Below are 15,224 nucleotides of genomic sequence, written 5' to 3'. Positions count from 1 at the left end.
GGACAAAAGGGGCGGGATGCGAGGAGTAGACCCATGAGCACCACCAGTTGGATCGTGACAATCATCGTCGCGGTTCTGATAATCGCCGTGCTGGCCACCGTCGTCGCGGCATTCCTGCGCAAGCGTCGTGAACACCACCGGGTCGAAGCGGCCGGAATCCGGGAACGAGTGGCGGGGCAGGAACTCGAGGTCGGGCAGCGGGAGGCGCGGGCGGAGGAGCTCGCCGCCAGGAGCCGCGCGGCGCAGGCCGAAGCGGACGCCAAAGCCGCGCAGGCCGAACAGCTCGCTCAGCAGGCCCAGGTGCACCACAGCGACGCCGCGGATTCACGAGCCGAGCTGGACAAGGAACGGGAGCGCGCGGACCGGCTCGACCCGGACCGCAAGCGGGCGCGGACCACGGACGACCAGCCCGAGCAAACGCCGAACACCTGACAAAGCCGAACTCCTGAGGAGGTTGCCATGACATCGGCCGACGCCGATTCGACCCGCCTGCGCGAAGAACGCGCGGAGCTCATCGACAGACGAGCGAAGCTGAGCGAGTCGATCGAACGCGTCCAGCACGTCGGAAGTGCCGCTGACGGTGAGGAATACGTCGAGGCGCGGGAAGAGAAGGCCCTCATCCAAACCCGTCTCGACGAGATCGACGAAATCCTGGCCGGGGATCGGCGGTCCTGACGCGTCATCCACCCCAATCGTCCGGCAAGTATCGTTCACTTACGCCGAACATGTGCTGGACGAGGGGGCTGACCACAGATGAACGATGTGCCGCACATCCTCACTCCCGGCGAGACCTGCTGGCAGATCGCCCGAGCCGACCGCCTGGCCTGCATCATCGACGCGGCCGACTACTTCCGCTATGCCAAATCCGCGATGCTGCGGGCGCGCAAACGCATCGTGCTGATCGGCTGGGACTTCGACACCCGGATCAAGTTCGAACCGCAGAAGAAGACCCTGGACGGGCCGGACCGGCTGGGCAAATTCCTGTCGTGGCTGCCGAAACAACGGCCGGACCTCGACATCTATCTGCTGAAGTGGAATGTCGGCGCGTTCGCCGCGATCGGCAGGGGGATGACACCGATCTTCGTCGCCAACTGGTTGACCGATCGGCGGCTGCACTTCGAAATGGACGGCGCGCACCCGATCGGCTCGGCGCACCATCAGAAGATCATCGTGATCGATGACCAGCTCGCGTTCTGCGGCGGCATCGACATGACCGTCGACCGCTGGGACACCAGCGACCACCGCGACGACAACGCCTACCGAACCGCGCCGAACGGCCGCCGCTACGGCCCGTGGCACGACGCGACCACCGCCGTGGACGGCGCCGCCGCGAAGGCGATCGGCGAACTGGCCAGAGCCAGATGGAAGGCGGCGACCGGGCAGGAACTGGGGCCGGTCGACGAGATCGCCGGGGACACCCCGTGGCCGGAGGGGCTGGAACCGACGATGCGATCCGTCGACGTGGGGATCGCCCGGACCCTTCCCGAGCTCGCCGACCGCGCCGAGGTCCGTGAGATCGAGGCGCTGTATCTCGCGGCGATCGCGGGCGCGACCCGTTCGCTGTACATCGAGAGCCAGTACCTGGCTTCGCGCACCCTCGCCGAGGCGATCGCCGCCCGCCTGCGTGAACCGAACGGGCCGGAGATCGTGCTGGTCCTCCCCCGGCATGCCGACGGCTGGCTCGAGCAACTGGCCATGGACGGTGCCCGCCGACGCCTGCTGCATCTGCTGTGGAAAGCCGACACCGAGCAGCGGCTCGGTGTGTACTACCCGGTCACCGCCGACGGTGCGCCCATCTATGTCCATGCCAAGGTGCTGGTGGTGGACGACCGCCTGCTTCGCGTCGGGTCGTCGAACCTCAACAATCGGTCGATGGGTTTCGACACCGAGTGCGACCTCGCCGTCGAGGTCACGCCCGCCACCCCCGACGGTGAGCTTCTGCGCGAAACCATTCTCGGCATCCGCCGCCGCCTCCTCTGCGAACACCTCGACGCCGACCCCGCCAAGTTCGACGCCACCCTCGCCGAAACGTCCTCGCTCGTTCGCACCGTCGAAGCGCTGCGCGGCGAAGGCCGGACCCTGATCCGGTTCGAGCCCGAAACGGTCGCCGACGAGGATAGCCCGCTGGCCGAAAGCGAACTGATGGATCCCGAACGCACCCCGGCGAGGTTGTGGGACAGTCTTTTTCCGAGAGGCGTTCGCCGCCCGGGGCCGACTCGATAAGCGCGTGGCGGTTCGACTCAGGGGAACCGGGCGGTGAGATCGGTCGAGATCTCGTAGTGGCGTACCAGGAACGACCGTTCGTCGAGCTTCTTGCGGCGCAGCCAGCCGGTCACCTCGGCATTGCATTTACTGGCATTGCACGACGCACACGCGGGTACGACATTGGCGAGCGTGTAGCGTCCGCCGCGTGAGATCGCCCGCACACAGTCCTTCTGCGGCGACGCGACCGCAGAGCCGCAGTAGGCGCAACCGCCCCAGGACGCCTTGAGCGCATCCCACTGCGCGTCGGTGAGGTCGTGGGCGACGAGCCCCATCCGTTTCTTGCGCTTACGCGCCGCGCGAACCTGTTTGCTACCGCCAGTCGGCACGACGGTGAGAATACGCGGTCCGGCGACGGTCACGCGCCATTCCACTGTTACCGGGTCTTGATTGCTTCCTCGGTTCACACGGAGCAGAGTTGGGTTGCACAGCGCGAAACACCCCTCCCGAGCACACTCTGATCGGAGAATCATGGGTCACCGGACGAGTTTCGCAGTGTTTGTCGCGACCGTGAGTTTGTTCATCGCCACGGCCTGTGGAACGTCGTCCGATTCCGGCGGCGATACCACCGGCACATCGGCCGGTGCACAGGCCGAACCCGCCTACGCGGCCACCCTGCGGCCGATGATCACCCAGCTCATGAAGGACAATGTCATTCCCGGCGCTGTCGTTGTCGTCAGATCGCCGAAGGAAGGCGACTGGACCGAGACGTTCGGGACCCGTGTCATCGGTGCCGACGATCCCCTGTCGGCGGACGACTACTTCCGGATCGGCAGCAACACCAAAACCATGACCTCGACGGTCATCCTGCAGCTGGTACAGGAAGGCAAGCTCGCCCTCGAGGACCCGATCGATAAATATCGGCCGGGCGTGCCGAACGGAGACCAGATCACCATCGCCCAGCTCTCCGAAATGCGCAGCGGGCTATACAGTTACACCTTCGACCCGGAATTCAATGCCACACTCGACAGCGACCCGGACAAGGTGTGGACGCCCGAGGAGATGCTCGCGATCGCCTTCTCCCATCCGGTGAATTTCGCGCCGGGGGAGAAATTCGAGTACAGCAATACCAATACGATCCTGCTCGGCCTCGTCATCGAGAAGGTCACGCAGATGTCGGCCGCCGAGAATTTCCAGAAGCGGATCTTCGAACCGCTCGGCCTGAAGCACACCTCGATGCCCGCCGCGACGGACACCTCGATCCCCGACCCGCACCCGCAGGGGTACGCGTTCGGCACCAATGTCTCCACCATCGACACCTTCGCCCTGCCACCCGAGCAGCAGGCCGCCGCCCTCGCGGGCACGCTGCAACCCGGCAACGCCACCGACGCGAGCCCGTCGTGGACGTGGACCGCCGGTGCCGCGATCGCGACGGTCGGCGATATGGCGACGTACGTGCGGGCGCTCGTCGAGGGCGACATGCTCGACGAGCAGCTGCAGCGAACGCGGATGGACAGCATCCAGCCCATCGACCCGGCTGCCCCCGATGTCGCCGGTTACGGCCTCGGCATCGTCCGATTCGGAATGCATCTGTTCGGGCACGACGGTCAGATCCCCGGATACATGACCTTCATGGGACACGACCCGGCCTCGGACCTCACGATCGTGGTCGCCACAAATCTCGCGACAGTGCCGTCGGGCGAGGGTTCGGCCCTGGTACTGGCCAAAGCCATGCTGCCGGTCTTCTACGGCAACGAACCGGCGCCGGACAGCCCGGCCGCACCGGACGCCCCAACCACAACTCCTCGTTGACAGGCCGACTCGTATCAGCGGAGGTGTCAGGAGGGCGTCAGGCTCGTGTCAGGGGCGGGCGACAGAGTGTGTTCATCGAAGAAAGCGGGCCCGCCGAAAAGGGCGGGGCCACAAGCGAAACGAGGGACACGACATGATCACCACCGCTTCTCTGACCGACCAGGACAAGGCCACCCTGCGCACCGCCGCGTACGGCGCTGTCTCGCTCATCGCCGCCGCGGGCGCGCCGCACAAGTCCGTCTCCCAGGGCACCACCGCCCTTACCTCGGCGACCGGGCTGGTCGGGCATGTGCTCTCGGCCAAGTCGCGCGATATCCACCTGCCGGGTAAGACTGTCGCCGAGTTCGCCGATCATGTCCTGCCTGCCCTGACGGCCGCGGTGGAACTGCTCGCCGCCCACGACCCCGCCGAGGCCGACAACTTCCGCGACACCGTCCTCGTCGCCGTCCAGGCCGCCACCCACACCAAGAAGGACTCCTCGCCCGCGGTGACCGCGATGGCTGCCAAGATCACCGCCGCCCTGGCCTGACAACGGCCGAAACCGTAAAGGGCTGTGCGCAGATTCCCGGATCTGCGCACAGCCCTCGACGGCTGCCCGCCAGTCCTGTTATGGTCACTATGACCATAATGAAGGAGAAGGCGATGGCCGACATCAGCAGCTACCCCGGACTGCGGCACCTCAGGGGCGCCCCGACCGTGCACGTCAGACACGTCCGCAAGGGCAAACTCCTGCACGACGGCACGGGGCTGAGCTTCTGGTTCCGCCCGAGCACGGCGGTGCTCAGCGAGGTTCCGGTGGACGACCGCGAGCTGCCGATGCTCTTCCACGCCCGCACACACGACCACCAGGACGTCACGGTCCAGCTGACGGTCACCTACCGCTGCACCGATCCCGCGACGACGACGAGCCGGATCGACTTCTCGATCGACCCCGACACGGGGACCTGGCGCCAGGACCCGCTGAGCCAGATCGCCAACACCCTCACCGAGAACACCCAGCAACACGCCCTCGAGGTCCTGGCCACGCTCGATCTCGAGACCGCCATCCGCACCGGCGTCGAAAAGGTCAAGGACGCTACGGGCAATCTGACCGCGGCCCACATCGGGCTGGAGATCATCGACGTCCGCGTGGTCGCGATCCGCCCCGACGCGGAGATGGAGAAGGCGCTCCAGACCACGGTCCGCGAGAAGGTCCAGCAGGAAGCGGACCGGGCGACCTACGAGCGACGCGCGCTCGCCGTCGAACGCGAGCGCGCGATCAGCGAGAACGAACTGCAGAACCAGATCGAACTGGCGAAACGGGAGGAGCTCCTGGTGGTCCAGCGCGGCGCGAACGCATTGGAGAAGGCCGAGGGCCAGGCCAGAGCCGACCGGATCGCCGTCGACGCCAAGGCCGACGGGATCCGCAAGCTCGCCGAGGCCGAGGCCGCCGGTGAGAAGGCGCGCCTGGATGCCTACCGGGACGTCCCCCAGGAAACGCTGTACGCGTTGGCGGCGAAGGAACTCGCGGGCAACCTGCCGGAGATCGGCAGCCTCACCCTGACCCCGGACATGATCGCCCCGATCCTGCAACGGTTCACCCGATGAGCCTGGCCCCACGAATAGTGCTGGTGCACAGGCGAACCGAGCTGTCGGAGCTGCTGGCGCGGCACGGCACGCGCGGGCAGGTGGAGTTCTTCCTGAACTCGCGCGGCAGGTCACTCGACGAGGTGGTGGAGCGCGACCGGCGGACCCGCGCGGCGATCGGCGAGGTCAGCGCGGCCATTCCGCTCGACTGGCGGCGCGGCACAGTCGAGCGGGAAGACCTGTCGCGGTTCCTGTTCGGCCCCGAGGACATCGTGGTGATCGTCGGGCAGGACGGCCTGGTCGCCAATGTCGCCAAGTACCTCGACGGCCAGCCCGTCATCGGCATCAGCCCGGAACCGGGCGTGCTCGCCGAGCATTCTCCCGCCGACGCGACGGAACTCCTGCACAGCACCGGTAACACCGAGGACCGCACGATGGTCGAGGCGAGAACGGACGACGGCGCGACCCTGCGCGCGCTCAACGAGATCTACATCGGTCATCCGAGCCACCAGACCAGCCGGTACCGCATCCGTGACGAGCGCCAGGCATCGTCGGGCGTCCTCGTCGGCAGTGGGACGGGTGCGACAGGCTGGTGCCTGTCGGCGCACCGCGAACGGAAAAGCCCTGTCCCCCTGCCCCATCCCACCGAGCGCAGACTCGTCTGGTTCGTCCGCGAGGCGTGGCCGTCACCGGCCACCGGAATCGCGCACACCGAAGGCGAGATCACCGGCGAAAGCCTGCACATCGACGTGGAATCGGACGGACTGGTCGCCTTCGGCGACGGCATCGAGCACGACGCACTACGCCTCGGCTGGGGCCAACGGCTCAGCGTCGGCCTCGCCACCACCAGTCTGCGCCTGGTGCGTTGAAGTAGGACAGTCAGTCGCCTACCGGGCAGACCCGAACCAGATCGGTTCGCAGGCAACGATGTCGCAGCCGATGCGCGGGTCGTAGATGGCTCTGCCCAGCTCCGCCGATCCCGTGTCGCTGAGCAGCGTGTACAGCAGATCCCCGACCACATTCGCACTGCCGGTATCGACGATCGCTTCGGCTCGGCGCACCGGCACCGGCTCGGTCCCCGGTGCGGCCACGGCTACCCCGGCACCGAGCAGTGTGACGGCGGCACCGGCCACCAGGCTCTGCGTCATCGCGAATTTCATCGTTCTCCTTCGATCGAACCGACCCGATCGTCACACTGCCGTTCGGCGCTGCGGCCCGACAGACGGAAGAATCAGGGGCTGCGTGGAAACCTGCCCCCGGACGAGCGTGTCAAGACACAATCCCGGCCATTGATTGTGGCGCGTGGTGGGGGCGGGGAAATACATACCGTTTTCGATGTGAAAGCAATTCGCACGAAACGCATCATCGTCTCCGTGATGACCACCGCCATGGCCTCCATCGCGCTCGTCAGCACGGCCGTATTGCCGTCGGCACCCGCTGTGGCGGCTCCGAGTTCGGGCGGGCAGATCTCCCTTCAGGGGGCGGTCAATGTTCGCGATATCGGCGGTTACCGCACCTATGACGGAGCGACTGTCAAGTCCGGCAAGGTGATTCGCGCCGACGCCTTACCCAAGCTGACCGATGGTGATGTGGCCACCCTGGCCGGGCGCAACCTGAAATCCGTGGTCGACCTCCGCACCCCCGGGGAGGTGCAATTCATGGGGGCCGACCGGTTGCCCGCCGGGGTGCCGCTGGTTGCCCGACCCGTCGACGACACCGGATTGTTCGTCCAGATGATGCAGATCATCCAGACCAAGGATCCGCAGCGCCAGCAGGAAGTACTGGGTAACGGTGGTGCCGAACGGATCATGAGCGGTGTCTACGCCAGTTTCCTCACCGACGCGTCGCGTGCCGCATTCGGGGCCACCGTTCGCGAACTCGCGGCCACCGACGGTGCCCTGCTCTATCACTGCACGTCCGGGAAGGACCGGACCGGGTTCCTCACCTATGTGGTGTTGCGCGCGGTCGGCGTCCCCGAGCAGACCGCACGTCAGGATTATCTGCGCTCCAACGAATTCCGTGCCGCCGCCGACGCGAAACTGCGCGAGCAGGTGAAACAGGCCGGGTATATGCAGAACCCCGATCTGCTCATCCCGCTGCAGGAAGTCCGCACCGAATATCTCGACACCGCGGTGCGGAAATTGGAACAGGATTACGGCAGCTTCGGCAAATTCCTCACCGACGGCCTCGGCATCGACGGGATGACGCTGGTGAAATTGCGGAAGAACCTCGTCGGCTGACCGAAATAGCGAACCGTACCCGCGTGGTGGGTCAGGGCCGCACGAGCCGTGACCCACCACCTATTCGTGTCGGGGGGCGATCGCTCGCGCGGCTTCGGCGGCGACGTCGACCAGGATCCGGGCGAGCCGGGCCGTGCCCGGCGGATGCTGCCCACCGATCCGCCCGGACAGCGACAGCGCGGCGATCCCCTCGTCGGCCCTGATCGGCACCCCCACGCACACGATGCCGGTCATCGACTCCTCACGATCGAGGGCGACTCCCTGATGATTCCGCACGCGGTCCAGTTCGCGGTGCAGTCCGCTGCGGAGGGCGATGGTGCGGGAGGTGAGGCGCGAAAGGTGCTGTGGGAAAGCCAGTTCGATGACGCTCGGCTGGAGGGTGGCCAGCAGCGCCTTGCCGATTGCGGTGCAGTGCGCGGGGATGCGGCCGCCGAGGCGGGTCGGGGTACCGGCACCGCCGCGGCCGACCACCTTGTCGATGATGAGCACCTCGGGGCCGTCGAGCACGCCGAGGTGCGCGACCATGCCGGTGGTTCGGCACAATTCGTGCAGCAGCGGCCCCATCGCATCGCGAATCTCGTTGTGCTCGATGGCGAGACCGCCGAGTTCCAGTGCCCGGGTGCCCAGACGGTAGCCGCCGGGTGCGTGCGCGAGCCAGCGCAGCCGGATCATCTGATCGATGATGCGGTGCACACTCGAACGGGGCAGACCGGTGCGTTCGGCGACGTCGATCAAGGTGCGCATCGGTACGGGTCCGTCGAAGCTGTCCAGAATCAGGGTCATCCGCTCGATCATCGAGACCGGTGCGCGGCCGGTGCGCGCCGTTGTCCGGGGCGCGACGCGTTCGTCGACGGTCATGCCTCACCTCACTGCTGTTGGCTGTGGGCATCACTGTGCCGGTCCGGCGGCGCGCGGGAATCGCGGAAACTACGGAAGTCGTGCGCGCGGACTACGGAGATCGCCTCCCCGGAGCTCGATTTCGCGACGTCACACGGTGAGTCGGCTGACCCAGGCGGCGATCTGGGTGCGGGAGGTGAAACCCAGTTTGGTGAGGATGTGGTCGACATGGCTCTCGGCGGTGCGGACCGAGATCACCAGTTCCTGCGCGATCCGGCGGTTGCCGTAGCCGCGCGCGATCAACATCGCCACGTCGCGTTCCCTTCGGGTCAGCACCTCCAGTCCCGTGTCGACGGCGGCGACCGTCGACGGTTCGCTGCCCGTCGCGTAGTCGACGGCGTCCTCGGCGGTGAGTCCGGCGCCCGCGTCGAAGCAGGCAGCGAACTCCCGGGCACCGAGTGCGTGCTCGACCTGTTCGCGGATCCGCCGACCGATGAGCTGGGTCATCGCGTGCGCGAGGCGTTGCGAACTGCCCCGGCGGACGGCCGTCGCCGCACCCATCAGCCGTGCCGCGCGCTCGAAGTCGCCGTCGGCGGCGGCCGCCCAGGCCAGGCCGTCGACGCTGGTGGCGATCCAGGCGCACCGGTCGAAGAGCCGGAACAACTCGATCGATCGGCGCAGGGCGGCGACCGCGCCGCGCTGATCGCCGGCGCGCTGTCGCTGGGTGCCGACCGCCCAATGGGCGAGTCCGCCGAGCAGGTGGGAGCCGTGTTCGCTGGTCACGGCCAGGAGTTGCTCGGTGAGGGCGGCGGCGTGCGGGTCGTCGAGGGCCAGCGCGCAGACAGCGGCGAATGCCAGGCTTTCCATCTCCACGCGTGGGTGCGTGCACTCACGCGCGCAGACCGATACCGCCAGGGCGATGTCGAGTGCGCCTCGTGGATCGCCCGCACCGAAAACTAGCACGGCCCTGGCCATTTCGGTCTCGGAACGCACCTGGGCCGACCCGGTTTCGGCGGCGATCGCGGCACCGACGCCGGCGAATTCCGCCGCCTTCTCGGACTCACCGCGCATCGCGGCGATCACCGCGCAAGCAGCCAGCGCCCTGGCCCGGACGACAGTGCGCTCGGTGTTCTTCGCCAGCGCCTCCGACAGCCAGCGGTAACCCTCCAGCAGCAGGTGGCAGTGCTCCCAGAACGGCCACAGCTCGGACGCGATCTCGAGCGCGCGCCGGGCACCGGCCGGATCGTCGAGGCAGAACTGCAGCGCGGCACGCAGATTGGCGTGTTCGCGGGCGACATCGCCGAACCAGGTGGTGTCCGCGGAGCTCCAGTACTCGTCGCGACCGCGGCGCGCGAGGCGGTAGTAGTACTCGCGATGGGCGATCCGGGCGGCGTATTCGGCGCCGCGCGCTCGCAAACGATCACCGGCGAACTGGCGCAGCGGCTCGAGCATCGTGTACCGCCCCGCGCCGTCGACGCCCGGGCCGTAGCTCAGCACGGACTTGTCGACCAGCCCGGTGAGCGCGTCGAGCAGGGTCTGCGGTGCGCCGACGTGGCAGACCGCTTCGGCGGCGGCGAGGTCGACACCGCCCGCGAAGACCGACAGCTGTTCCCACAGCTTTTGCTCGTCCGGTGTACACAGGTCGTAGCTCCAGCGAATCGCCGACGCCAACGTCTGCTGGCGTTCCGGTGCGGCGCGCGGGCCGGTGGTGAGCAGCCCCATCGCGTCGTCGAGTCGGGCCAGGACCTGCTCGGGGGTGAACATCCGCATCCGCAGCGCCGCCAATTCGAGGGCGAGCGGGATGCCGTCGAGGCGGCGGCAGATCGCGATCAGTGTCGCCGGATCGGCGGCGCGTCGTGCGAAATTCGGGTCCGCGGCGGTGGCGCGGTCGATCAGCAGGCGGATCGCCGGGTTGTCGAGGCCGGCCTGATCGGAGCCGGGTACCGGCAGCGGGGCCACGGGCAGAATCTGCTCGCCGGGGACGCCGAGCGGTTCGCGGCTGGTCGCGAGGATCCGCAGGCCGGTGGTGGCCGGGATCAGCCGGTCCGCGAGCGCGGCGCAGGCGTCGATCATGTGCTCGCAGTTGTCCAGGATCAGTAGGAGATCGGCGTCGGCCAGGTGCTCGGTGAGGGCGGTGAGCGGCGCACTGATGTCGTCACGCAATCCGAGTTCGCGTGCGACTGTCGATGCGACCAGGTCCGGATCGTTCAGATGAGCCAGCTCTACCAGCCACACGCCGTCGGGAAACGCCCGCCGAGCCACCTCCCCCACCCGCCTGCTCAACCGCGTCTTGCCGACCCCACCCACCCCGGTCAACGTGAGCAACCGCGTGCCACCGAGCAGCTTCCTGGCCGCGGCGACATCATCGTCGCGCCCCACAAAGCTGGTCACCTCCGCCGGAAGATTCCCCGACACCCGCCTACCCACACCCCACTGTCGCACACGAAGTTCCAGCACACAGGCGGACCGGAAGGCCATCGGTACGCTCACGGGATGGGTGGGGACTTGACAGATCGAGCCGGCCGAAGCACGGGGCAACCAGGTGAGCGGGGCGAGCACCCGAACATGTCGCGCCCGGCCCGTCTCAACGCTCACAGCGCTGTCGCTATAGCCCTCGCCCTGCACAGCGATCACGCCTTGCGCGAACTCATCGACGCGGCCACGCCGGTCGGCACCGGGATCGGCGGGAAGTCGGCGCTGCTCGAGGTTGCCGGGACACCAGTTTTCGTGAAGCGAGTGCCACTCACCGACCTGGAACGGCAGCCGGAGCACGTCCGATCCACGGCGAATTTGTTCGAGCTGCCGCAGTTCTACCACTACGGCGTCGGCCTCATCGGTGGGGCGGGGTTCGGGGCCTGGCGCGAGCTCGCCGTGCACATCATGACGACCAACTGGGTGCTGGCCGCCGAACACGCGGGCTTCCCGTTGATGTACCACTGGCGCGTACTGCCCGACACCAACCCACTGCCGGACGAGCTCGCCGACATCGATCGCGTCGTCGCCTACTGGGGCGACCGGCCGCAGGTGCGTCGGCGGATCGAGGCTGTCCGGGACTCTTCGGCGAGCATCGCGCTGTTCCTGGAGTACATCCCGCACACCCTGCACGAGTGGCTCGACGCCCGGGTCGCGGCCGGCGACGACGCCACCGATCAGGCCGTTGCCATGGTGGAACGGGAACTGGCCGCCGGCACCGCGTTCATGAACAGCCGTGGACTGCTGCACCTCGACGCGCACTTCCACAACATCCTGACCGACGGTCGACGCCTCTACTTCGCCGACTACGGGCTCGCGCTCGCCTCCGGGTTCGACCTCTCGCCGCAGGAAGCCGCGTTCTTCGACCGGAACAAGAGCTACGACCGCGGTTTCACCGCGACCTACCTGGTGAACTGGCTGCTCACCGCGCTGTACGGGCTCCGACGGGAAGACCGGGAGAAGCGCCTCGCGATGGTGCGCGGCATCGCCGACGGCGAACCTGCGACAGGAATTCCGGACGGAGCCGCCGCAATCATCACCCGGCACGCGCCGGTCGCCGCCGCGATGTCGGCGTTCATGCGCGCGTTCCAGCAGACGACTCGGCGCACGCCGTATCCGGACGAGGAGATCGGACGACTGTGCCGCGGATGAGTGCCTCAGGTGGATTTGTCGGCAGCGCTGTTCCTTTTCGCCGGGAGCGGGCCGCCGATGAGGACGTCGGCCCAGCGGGTGGACGGGTCGATGTCGAGGAGGAGGGCCTTCACCAGGAGGGTGAGAGGGATGGCGAGGATGGCGCCGAGGCCGCCCAGTACCCAGGACCAGAACACCAGGGACAGGAAGGTGATGGTGACGCTGAGTCCTACGGCGTCGCCGACGAATTTGGGTTGGATGATCGACTGGATCACAAAATTGATCGCGCTGTAGACCACGATCACCCACACCATCAGAACCGGTCCGCTGTCGAGCAGAGCCAGCAGCGCGGGTGGGATCACGCCGATGATGAAGCCGACGTTCGGGATGTAGTTGGTGATGAACGACAGCAGCGCCCACAGCAGCGGTAACGGCACTCCGAGCAACCACAGTGCACCGCCGTCGATCACCGCCACGATCGCACCGAACACTGTCGAAACGACCAGATATTTGCGGGTGCCCGCCGCGAAACTGCCGAGTGCCTGAGCGATGGCGGGCCGTTCGGCGGCGACCACGGCCATTCTCGGCCGCATGCTCATCCCGTCGACCGCCATGAACAGCAACAGCGCGGCCACGAAGAACAGATTCGAGAACACCCCGACGACACCGCCGAGCAGGTTGTCGAGCAACCCGACGAGTTTGCCGAGGTCGATGTCCTGCAAGGCCTTCTGGGTCTGGTCGTGACTCAATCCGGCGGCGTCGAGCCAGCCACGAACGGTATCGAGCAGATTGTCGAGACTGCCGGTGTACTGCGGTAGCCGCGAAGCCAATTGCGCGGCCGAAAGCGCTAGCGCCCCACCGAAACCCACCAGAATGAGCAACACCGCGCCGAAGGCGAGCAACATACCGAGCCAGGCCGGACCACCGCGCTGCTGCACTCTGGTCTGGATCGGTTGCACGGCGATGGTGAGCATCAAGGCCAGAAATGTCGGACCCACCACACCGGCGAAGGCTTTCAACCCGGTGACGCAGATGATGATCGCGGCTATCGACAACAGCACGACGAGACCGCGGGGAATGGACCACCCACCCGCGCCGGGAGACTGCCGGACCGTGTCCGTGGTGTGCATGCGACGACGCTAATCCCGTGCGCCCTGCCTCCGGATCACCCGTTCGGGGTGAATTCGCCGCGCGGTCGGTGCGGAATTCATCCATTACGGGTGATTTCGTGGGTGCAGCCGCTTTCTACGCTTGGCCGGACATGGCGAAAGGATCGCGATGCTCGGCTTTCTCGTCCCCACCGATCAGCGCCGCACCCTCGACGAACTGACCGACAAACTCGACCTGTCGGTGGGCGCGGTGGCGGCGAAGCGCTCGGCGTTCTGGATCATGCTCGTGCTCTCGGCGGTCATCGCGATCTCTGGTGTGATCGGTGACTCCACGGCCACCGTGATCGGCGCGATGATCGTCGCCCCGCTGTCGATCCCGATCCTCGGGGTCGCTCTCGGTGTGGCGACCGGGCGCGCGGTGCTGGTGGGCCGCAGCGCGCTGCTGGTGGTCGCCGGTATCGCGGTGGTGGTCGTGCTCGGTTTCCTGTTCGCGCAGCTGCTGCCGAATCCGGTGAATGTGCTGTCGAACGCGCAGGTCGTCGGGCGGACCTCACCCAAACTGATGGATCTGACCGCAGCGCTGGCCACCGGTCTCGTCGCGGCGGTGGCGATCACTCGCCGTGATGTGGGTGACGTGCTGCCCGGTGTCGCCATCGCGATTTCACTGGTGCCGCCGCTCGGCGTGGTCGGGGTGTGCCTCGGCTCGCAGGCGCCCGCCCTGGCACTCGGTGCGTTCGTGCTGTTCGCCTCCAACATGCTGGCGATGATCATCACCACCACCACGGTGCTGCTACTGGCCGGTTACGGGCGCGACGCCGAGGCGCCGACCGGTGGTCGCGGTCGCGCCTACGTGGTGCTCGGCGCGGCGCTGATCCTGGTGGCGGTGCCGATGGTGATCAATTCGCTGTCGACGCTGTGGGCCGGGCAGATCTCCGACGTCGCCCGCGACTGGCTGCGCGAGCAGCCCGGCGCCCAGGTGGTGGACGTGACTCTGCACAGCGACACCGCCACCATCACCGTCCTCGGTCCGCAACAGCTGCCCGACCTGGCCGAATTGCAGCGCCGGGTCGACGATCTCGTGCCCTGGCACCCCGACGTCGTGGTCGTGCACAACGTCGGGGGCCGGGTGCGACCACGGTGACACCGACGTCGCCGCGACACCCGACGTGTTCACCGACCCGGTGGGCGCTCAGCACGAAAGTGAGGGATCAACAATGGATTTCTGGGACGTCATCTGGGCCATTGTCGTAAGTTTCGCGTTCATCGCCTATCTGCTGCTGATCTTCGTCATCCTGACCGATCTCTTCCGGGACCGGAAAACCTCGGGCTGGGTGAAGGCGATCTGGGTGCTGTGCCTGTTCCTCTTCCCGTTGATCACCGGGCTGGTGTATTTGATCGTGCGCGGTGACGGAATGGGCGAACGCACCGCCGAAGCCGAGCAGCAGGCGAAAGCCGCGACCGACAGTTACATCCGGGAAACCGCCGGCACCAGTTCGGCCGCCCAGATCGCGGACGCCAAGAAACTGTTGGACTCGGGTGCTATTACCGAGGGCGAATTCCAGCAGCTCAAGGCGAAAGCTCTCGCCTGACTCCCCCGCCCAGATCGATGGCCACCGGTCGCGACCGGTGGCCATCGATTTCCGTACTTTCAGCCGAGCAATTTCGTCTTCGCGGAAGCGAACTCGGCGTCCGACAGCGCACCGGCCTGGTGGAGTTCACTGAGCTTGGTCAGTTCGGCAACCACGTCGACACCATCCGGCTGCGGGGCAGGCTGTCCCTTACACACATCTGACGCTGCCGACGAACAAACAGGTGGAGCTCGCGGTGGGCGATGGATACCGAAGAAACAAAAAGA

At 67.1% G+C, this 15,224-nt stretch carries 17 protein-coding genes; 11 read left to right on the top strand and 6 right to left on the bottom strand.

Going from position 1 to position 15,224, the window contains the following annotated elements; all coding sequences use genetic code 11:
• Positions 1 to 33: 33 nt before the first annotated feature.
• The 3 genes from HYG95_RS13180 to HYG95_RS13170 all read left to right on the top strand — a co-directional run bounded on the left by HYG95_RS13180 (position 34) and on the right by HYG95_RS13170 (position 2,223).
• Positions 34 to 432 carry a transmembrane domain-containing protein gene (locus HYG95_RS13180; protein ID WP_181698246.1) on the top strand — a complete coding sequence of 133 codons (399 nt, stop codon included), beginning with the start codon at positions 34 to 36 and terminating at the stop codon, positions 430 to 432.
• A gap of 27 nt (positions 433 to 459) precedes the next feature.
• Complete coding sequence (locus HYG95_RS13175) at positions 460 to 675, top strand: hypothetical protein (RefSeq protein WP_181698245.1); 216 nt, start codon at positions 460 to 462, stop codon at positions 673 to 675.
• A gap of 78 nt (positions 676 to 753) precedes the next feature.
• Positions 754 to 2,223, top strand: a complete 1,470-nt coding sequence (locus HYG95_RS13170) for a phospholipase D-like domain-containing protein (protein ID WP_181698244.1) — start codon at positions 754 to 756, stop codon at positions 2,221 to 2,223.
• 17 nt (positions 2,224 to 2,240) lie between these two features.
• On the opposite strand, the gene HYG95_RS13165 is transcribed toward HYG95_RS13170, so the two are convergent.
• A complete protein-coding gene (locus tag HYG95_RS13165) occupies positions 2,241 to 2,591 on the bottom strand; it encodes an HNH endonuclease (RefSeq protein ID WP_370465781.1) in 351 nt (116 codons plus the stop codon).
• Between the two features lie 181 nt (positions 2,592 to 2,772).
• Between HYG95_RS13165 and HYG95_RS13160 the strand changes: the two genes are divergently transcribed.
• From HYG95_RS13160 to HYG95_RS13145, 4 genes are all read left to right on the top strand, one after another.
• Positions 2,773 to 4,014 carry a serine hydrolase domain-containing protein gene (locus HYG95_RS13160; protein WP_370465780.1) on the top strand — a complete coding sequence of 414 codons (1,242 nt, stop codon included), beginning with the start codon at positions 2,773 to 2,775 and terminating at the stop codon, positions 4,012 to 4,014.
• Between the two features lie 133 nt (positions 4,015 to 4,147).
• Entirely contained in the window at positions 4,148 to 4,543 is a 396-nt protein-coding gene (locus HYG95_RS13155; RefSeq protein WP_181698242.1) for a hypothetical protein, read from the top strand.
• Positions 4,544 to 4,632: 89 nt separating this feature from the next.
• Entirely contained in the window at positions 4,633 to 5,601 is a 969-nt protein-coding gene (locus HYG95_RS13150; RefSeq protein WP_255495289.1) for an SPFH domain-containing protein, read from the top strand.
• A complete protein-coding gene (locus HYG95_RS13145; RefSeq protein ID WP_181698241.1) occupies positions 5,598 to 6,449 on the top strand; it encodes a hypothetical protein in 852 nt (283 codons plus the stop codon). Before HYG95_RS13150 ends, HYG95_RS13145 begins: the two co-directional genes overlap by 4 nt.
• Positions 6,450 to 6,467: 18 nt before the next feature.
• Here the strand turns inward: HYG95_RS13145 and HYG95_RS13140 are convergent, their stop codons facing one another.
• Positions 6,468 to 6,740, bottom strand: coding sequence for a hypothetical protein (locus HYG95_RS13140; RefSeq protein ID WP_181698240.1), 273 nt, complete (start codon positions 6,738 to 6,740; stop codon positions 6,468 to 6,470).
• Between the two features lie 177 nt (positions 6,741 to 6,917).
• Here HYG95_RS13140 and HYG95_RS13135 point away from each other — a divergent pair, with 177 nt between their 5' ends.
• On the top strand, positions 6,918 to 7,820 hold the full coding sequence (locus HYG95_RS13135; protein ID WP_370465779.1) for a tyrosine-protein phosphatase: 903 nt from the start codon (positions 6,918 to 6,920) through the stop codon (positions 7,818 to 7,820).
• Positions 7,821 to 7,880: 60 nt separating this feature from the next.
• Here the strand turns inward: HYG95_RS13135 and HYG95_RS13130 are convergent, their stop codons facing one another.
• Together HYG95_RS13130 and HYG95_RS13125 are read right to left on the bottom strand one after the other, a co-directional pair.
• Complete coding sequence (locus HYG95_RS13130) at positions 7,881 to 8,678, bottom strand: IclR family transcriptional regulator (RefSeq protein ID WP_181698239.1); 798 nt, start codon at positions 8,676 to 8,678, stop codon at positions 7,881 to 7,883.
• A gap of 129 nt (positions 8,679 to 8,807) precedes the next feature.
• A complete protein-coding gene (locus HYG95_RS13125) occupies positions 8,808 to 11,036 on the bottom strand; it encodes a LuxR C-terminal-related transcriptional regulator (protein WP_370465778.1) in 2,229 nt (742 codons plus the stop codon).
• 186 nt (positions 11,037 to 11,222) lie between these two features.
• On the opposite strand from HYG95_RS13125, the gene HYG95_RS13120 reads away from it, so the two are divergent.
• Positions 11,223 to 12,281, top strand: a complete 1,059-nt coding sequence (locus HYG95_RS13120) for a protein kinase family protein (protein ID WP_181698237.1) — start codon at positions 11,223 to 11,225, stop codon at positions 12,279 to 12,281.
• 5 nt (positions 12,282 to 12,286) lie between these two features.
• Here HYG95_RS13120 and HYG95_RS13115 read toward each other — a convergent pair whose 3' ends face one another.
• Complete coding sequence (locus tag HYG95_RS13115) at positions 12,287 to 13,390, bottom strand: AI-2E family transporter (RefSeq protein ID WP_181698236.1); 1,104 nt, start codon at positions 13,388 to 13,390, stop codon at positions 12,287 to 12,289.
• A gap of 148 nt (positions 13,391 to 13,538) precedes the next feature.
• Here HYG95_RS13115 and HYG95_RS13110 point away from each other — a divergent pair, with 148 nt between their 5' ends.
• The gene (locus HYG95_RS13110) at positions 13,539 to 14,510 is read left to right on the top strand and encodes a DUF389 domain-containing protein (protein ID WP_181698235.1); all 972 of its coding nucleotides are present in this window, start codon (positions 13,539 to 13,541) and stop codon (positions 14,508 to 14,510) included.
• Between the two features lie 73 nt (positions 14,511 to 14,583).
• Entirely contained in the window at positions 14,584 to 14,958 is a 375-nt protein-coding gene (locus HYG95_RS13105) for an SHOCT domain-containing protein (RefSeq protein ID WP_181698314.1), read from the top strand.
• 59 nt (positions 14,959 to 15,017) lie between these two features.
• Here HYG95_RS13105 and HYG95_RS24845 read toward each other — a convergent pair whose 3' ends face one another.
• Positions 15,018 to 15,113, bottom strand: coding sequence for an SHOCT domain-containing protein (locus tag HYG95_RS24845; protein ID WP_370465777.1), 96 nt, complete (start codon positions 15,111 to 15,113; stop codon positions 15,018 to 15,020).
• Positions 15,114 to 15,224: the final 111 nt, after the last annotated feature.

Origin of the sequence: Nocardia sp. GTS18, assembly GCF_013839555.1 — a bacterium.
Classification (GTDB): Bacteria; Actinomycetota; Actinomycetes; order Mycobacteriales; family Mycobacteriaceae; genus Nocardia; species Nocardia rosealba.
The sequence above is the reverse complement of the archived record's forward strand: the minus strand, read 5'-3'. Positions and strand labels throughout refer to the sequence as shown.

Excerpts from the sequence above, each read along its gene's own strand:
- HYG95_RS13170 (WP_181698244.1), top strand. The coding sequence starts at position 754 with ATGAACGATGTGCCGCACATCCTCACTCCCGGCGAGACCTGCTGGCAG.
- HYG95_RS13150 (WP_255495289.1), top strand. The coding sequence starts at position 4,633 with ATGACCATAATGAAGGAGAAGGCGATGGCCGACATCAGCAGCTACCCC.
- HYG95_RS13110 (WP_181698235.1), top strand. The coding sequence starts at position 13,539 with ATGCTCGGCTTTCTCGTCCCCACCGATCAGCGCCGCACCCTCGACGAA.
- HYG95_RS13105 (WP_181698314.1), top strand. The coding sequence starts at position 14,584 with ATGGATTTCTGGGACGTCATCTGGGCCATTGTCGTAAGTTTCGCGTTC.
- HYG95_RS13180 (WP_181698246.1), top strand. The coding sequence starts at position 34 with ATGAGCACCACCAGTTGGATCGTGACAATCATCGTCGCGGTTCTGATA.
- HYG95_RS13155 (WP_181698242.1), top strand. The coding sequence starts at position 4,148 with ATGATCACCACCGCTTCTCTGACCGACCAGGACAAGGCCACCCTGCGC.
- HYG95_RS13175 (WP_181698245.1), top strand. The coding sequence starts at position 460 with ATGACATCGGCCGACGCCGATTCGACCCGCCTGCGCGAAGAACGCGCG.
- HYG95_RS13145 (WP_181698241.1), top strand. The coding sequence starts at position 5,598 with ATGAGCCTGGCCCCACGAATAGTGCTGGTGCACAGGCGAACCGAGCTG.
- HYG95_RS13120 (WP_181698237.1), top strand. The coding sequence starts at position 11,223 with ATGTCGCGCCCGGCCCGTCTCAACGCTCACAGCGCTGTCGCTATAGCC.
- HYG95_RS13115 (WP_181698236.1), bottom strand. The coding sequence starts at position 13,390 with ATGCACACCACGGACACGGTCCGGCAGTCTCCCGGCGCGGGTGGGTGG.
- HYG95_RS13140 (WP_181698240.1), bottom strand. The coding sequence starts at position 6,740 with ATGAAATTCGCGATGACGCAGAGCCTGGTGGCCGGTGCCGCCGTCACA.
- HYG95_RS13130 (WP_181698239.1), bottom strand. The coding sequence starts at position 8,678 with ATGACCGTCGACGAACGCGTCGCGCCCCGGACAACGGCGCGCACCGGC.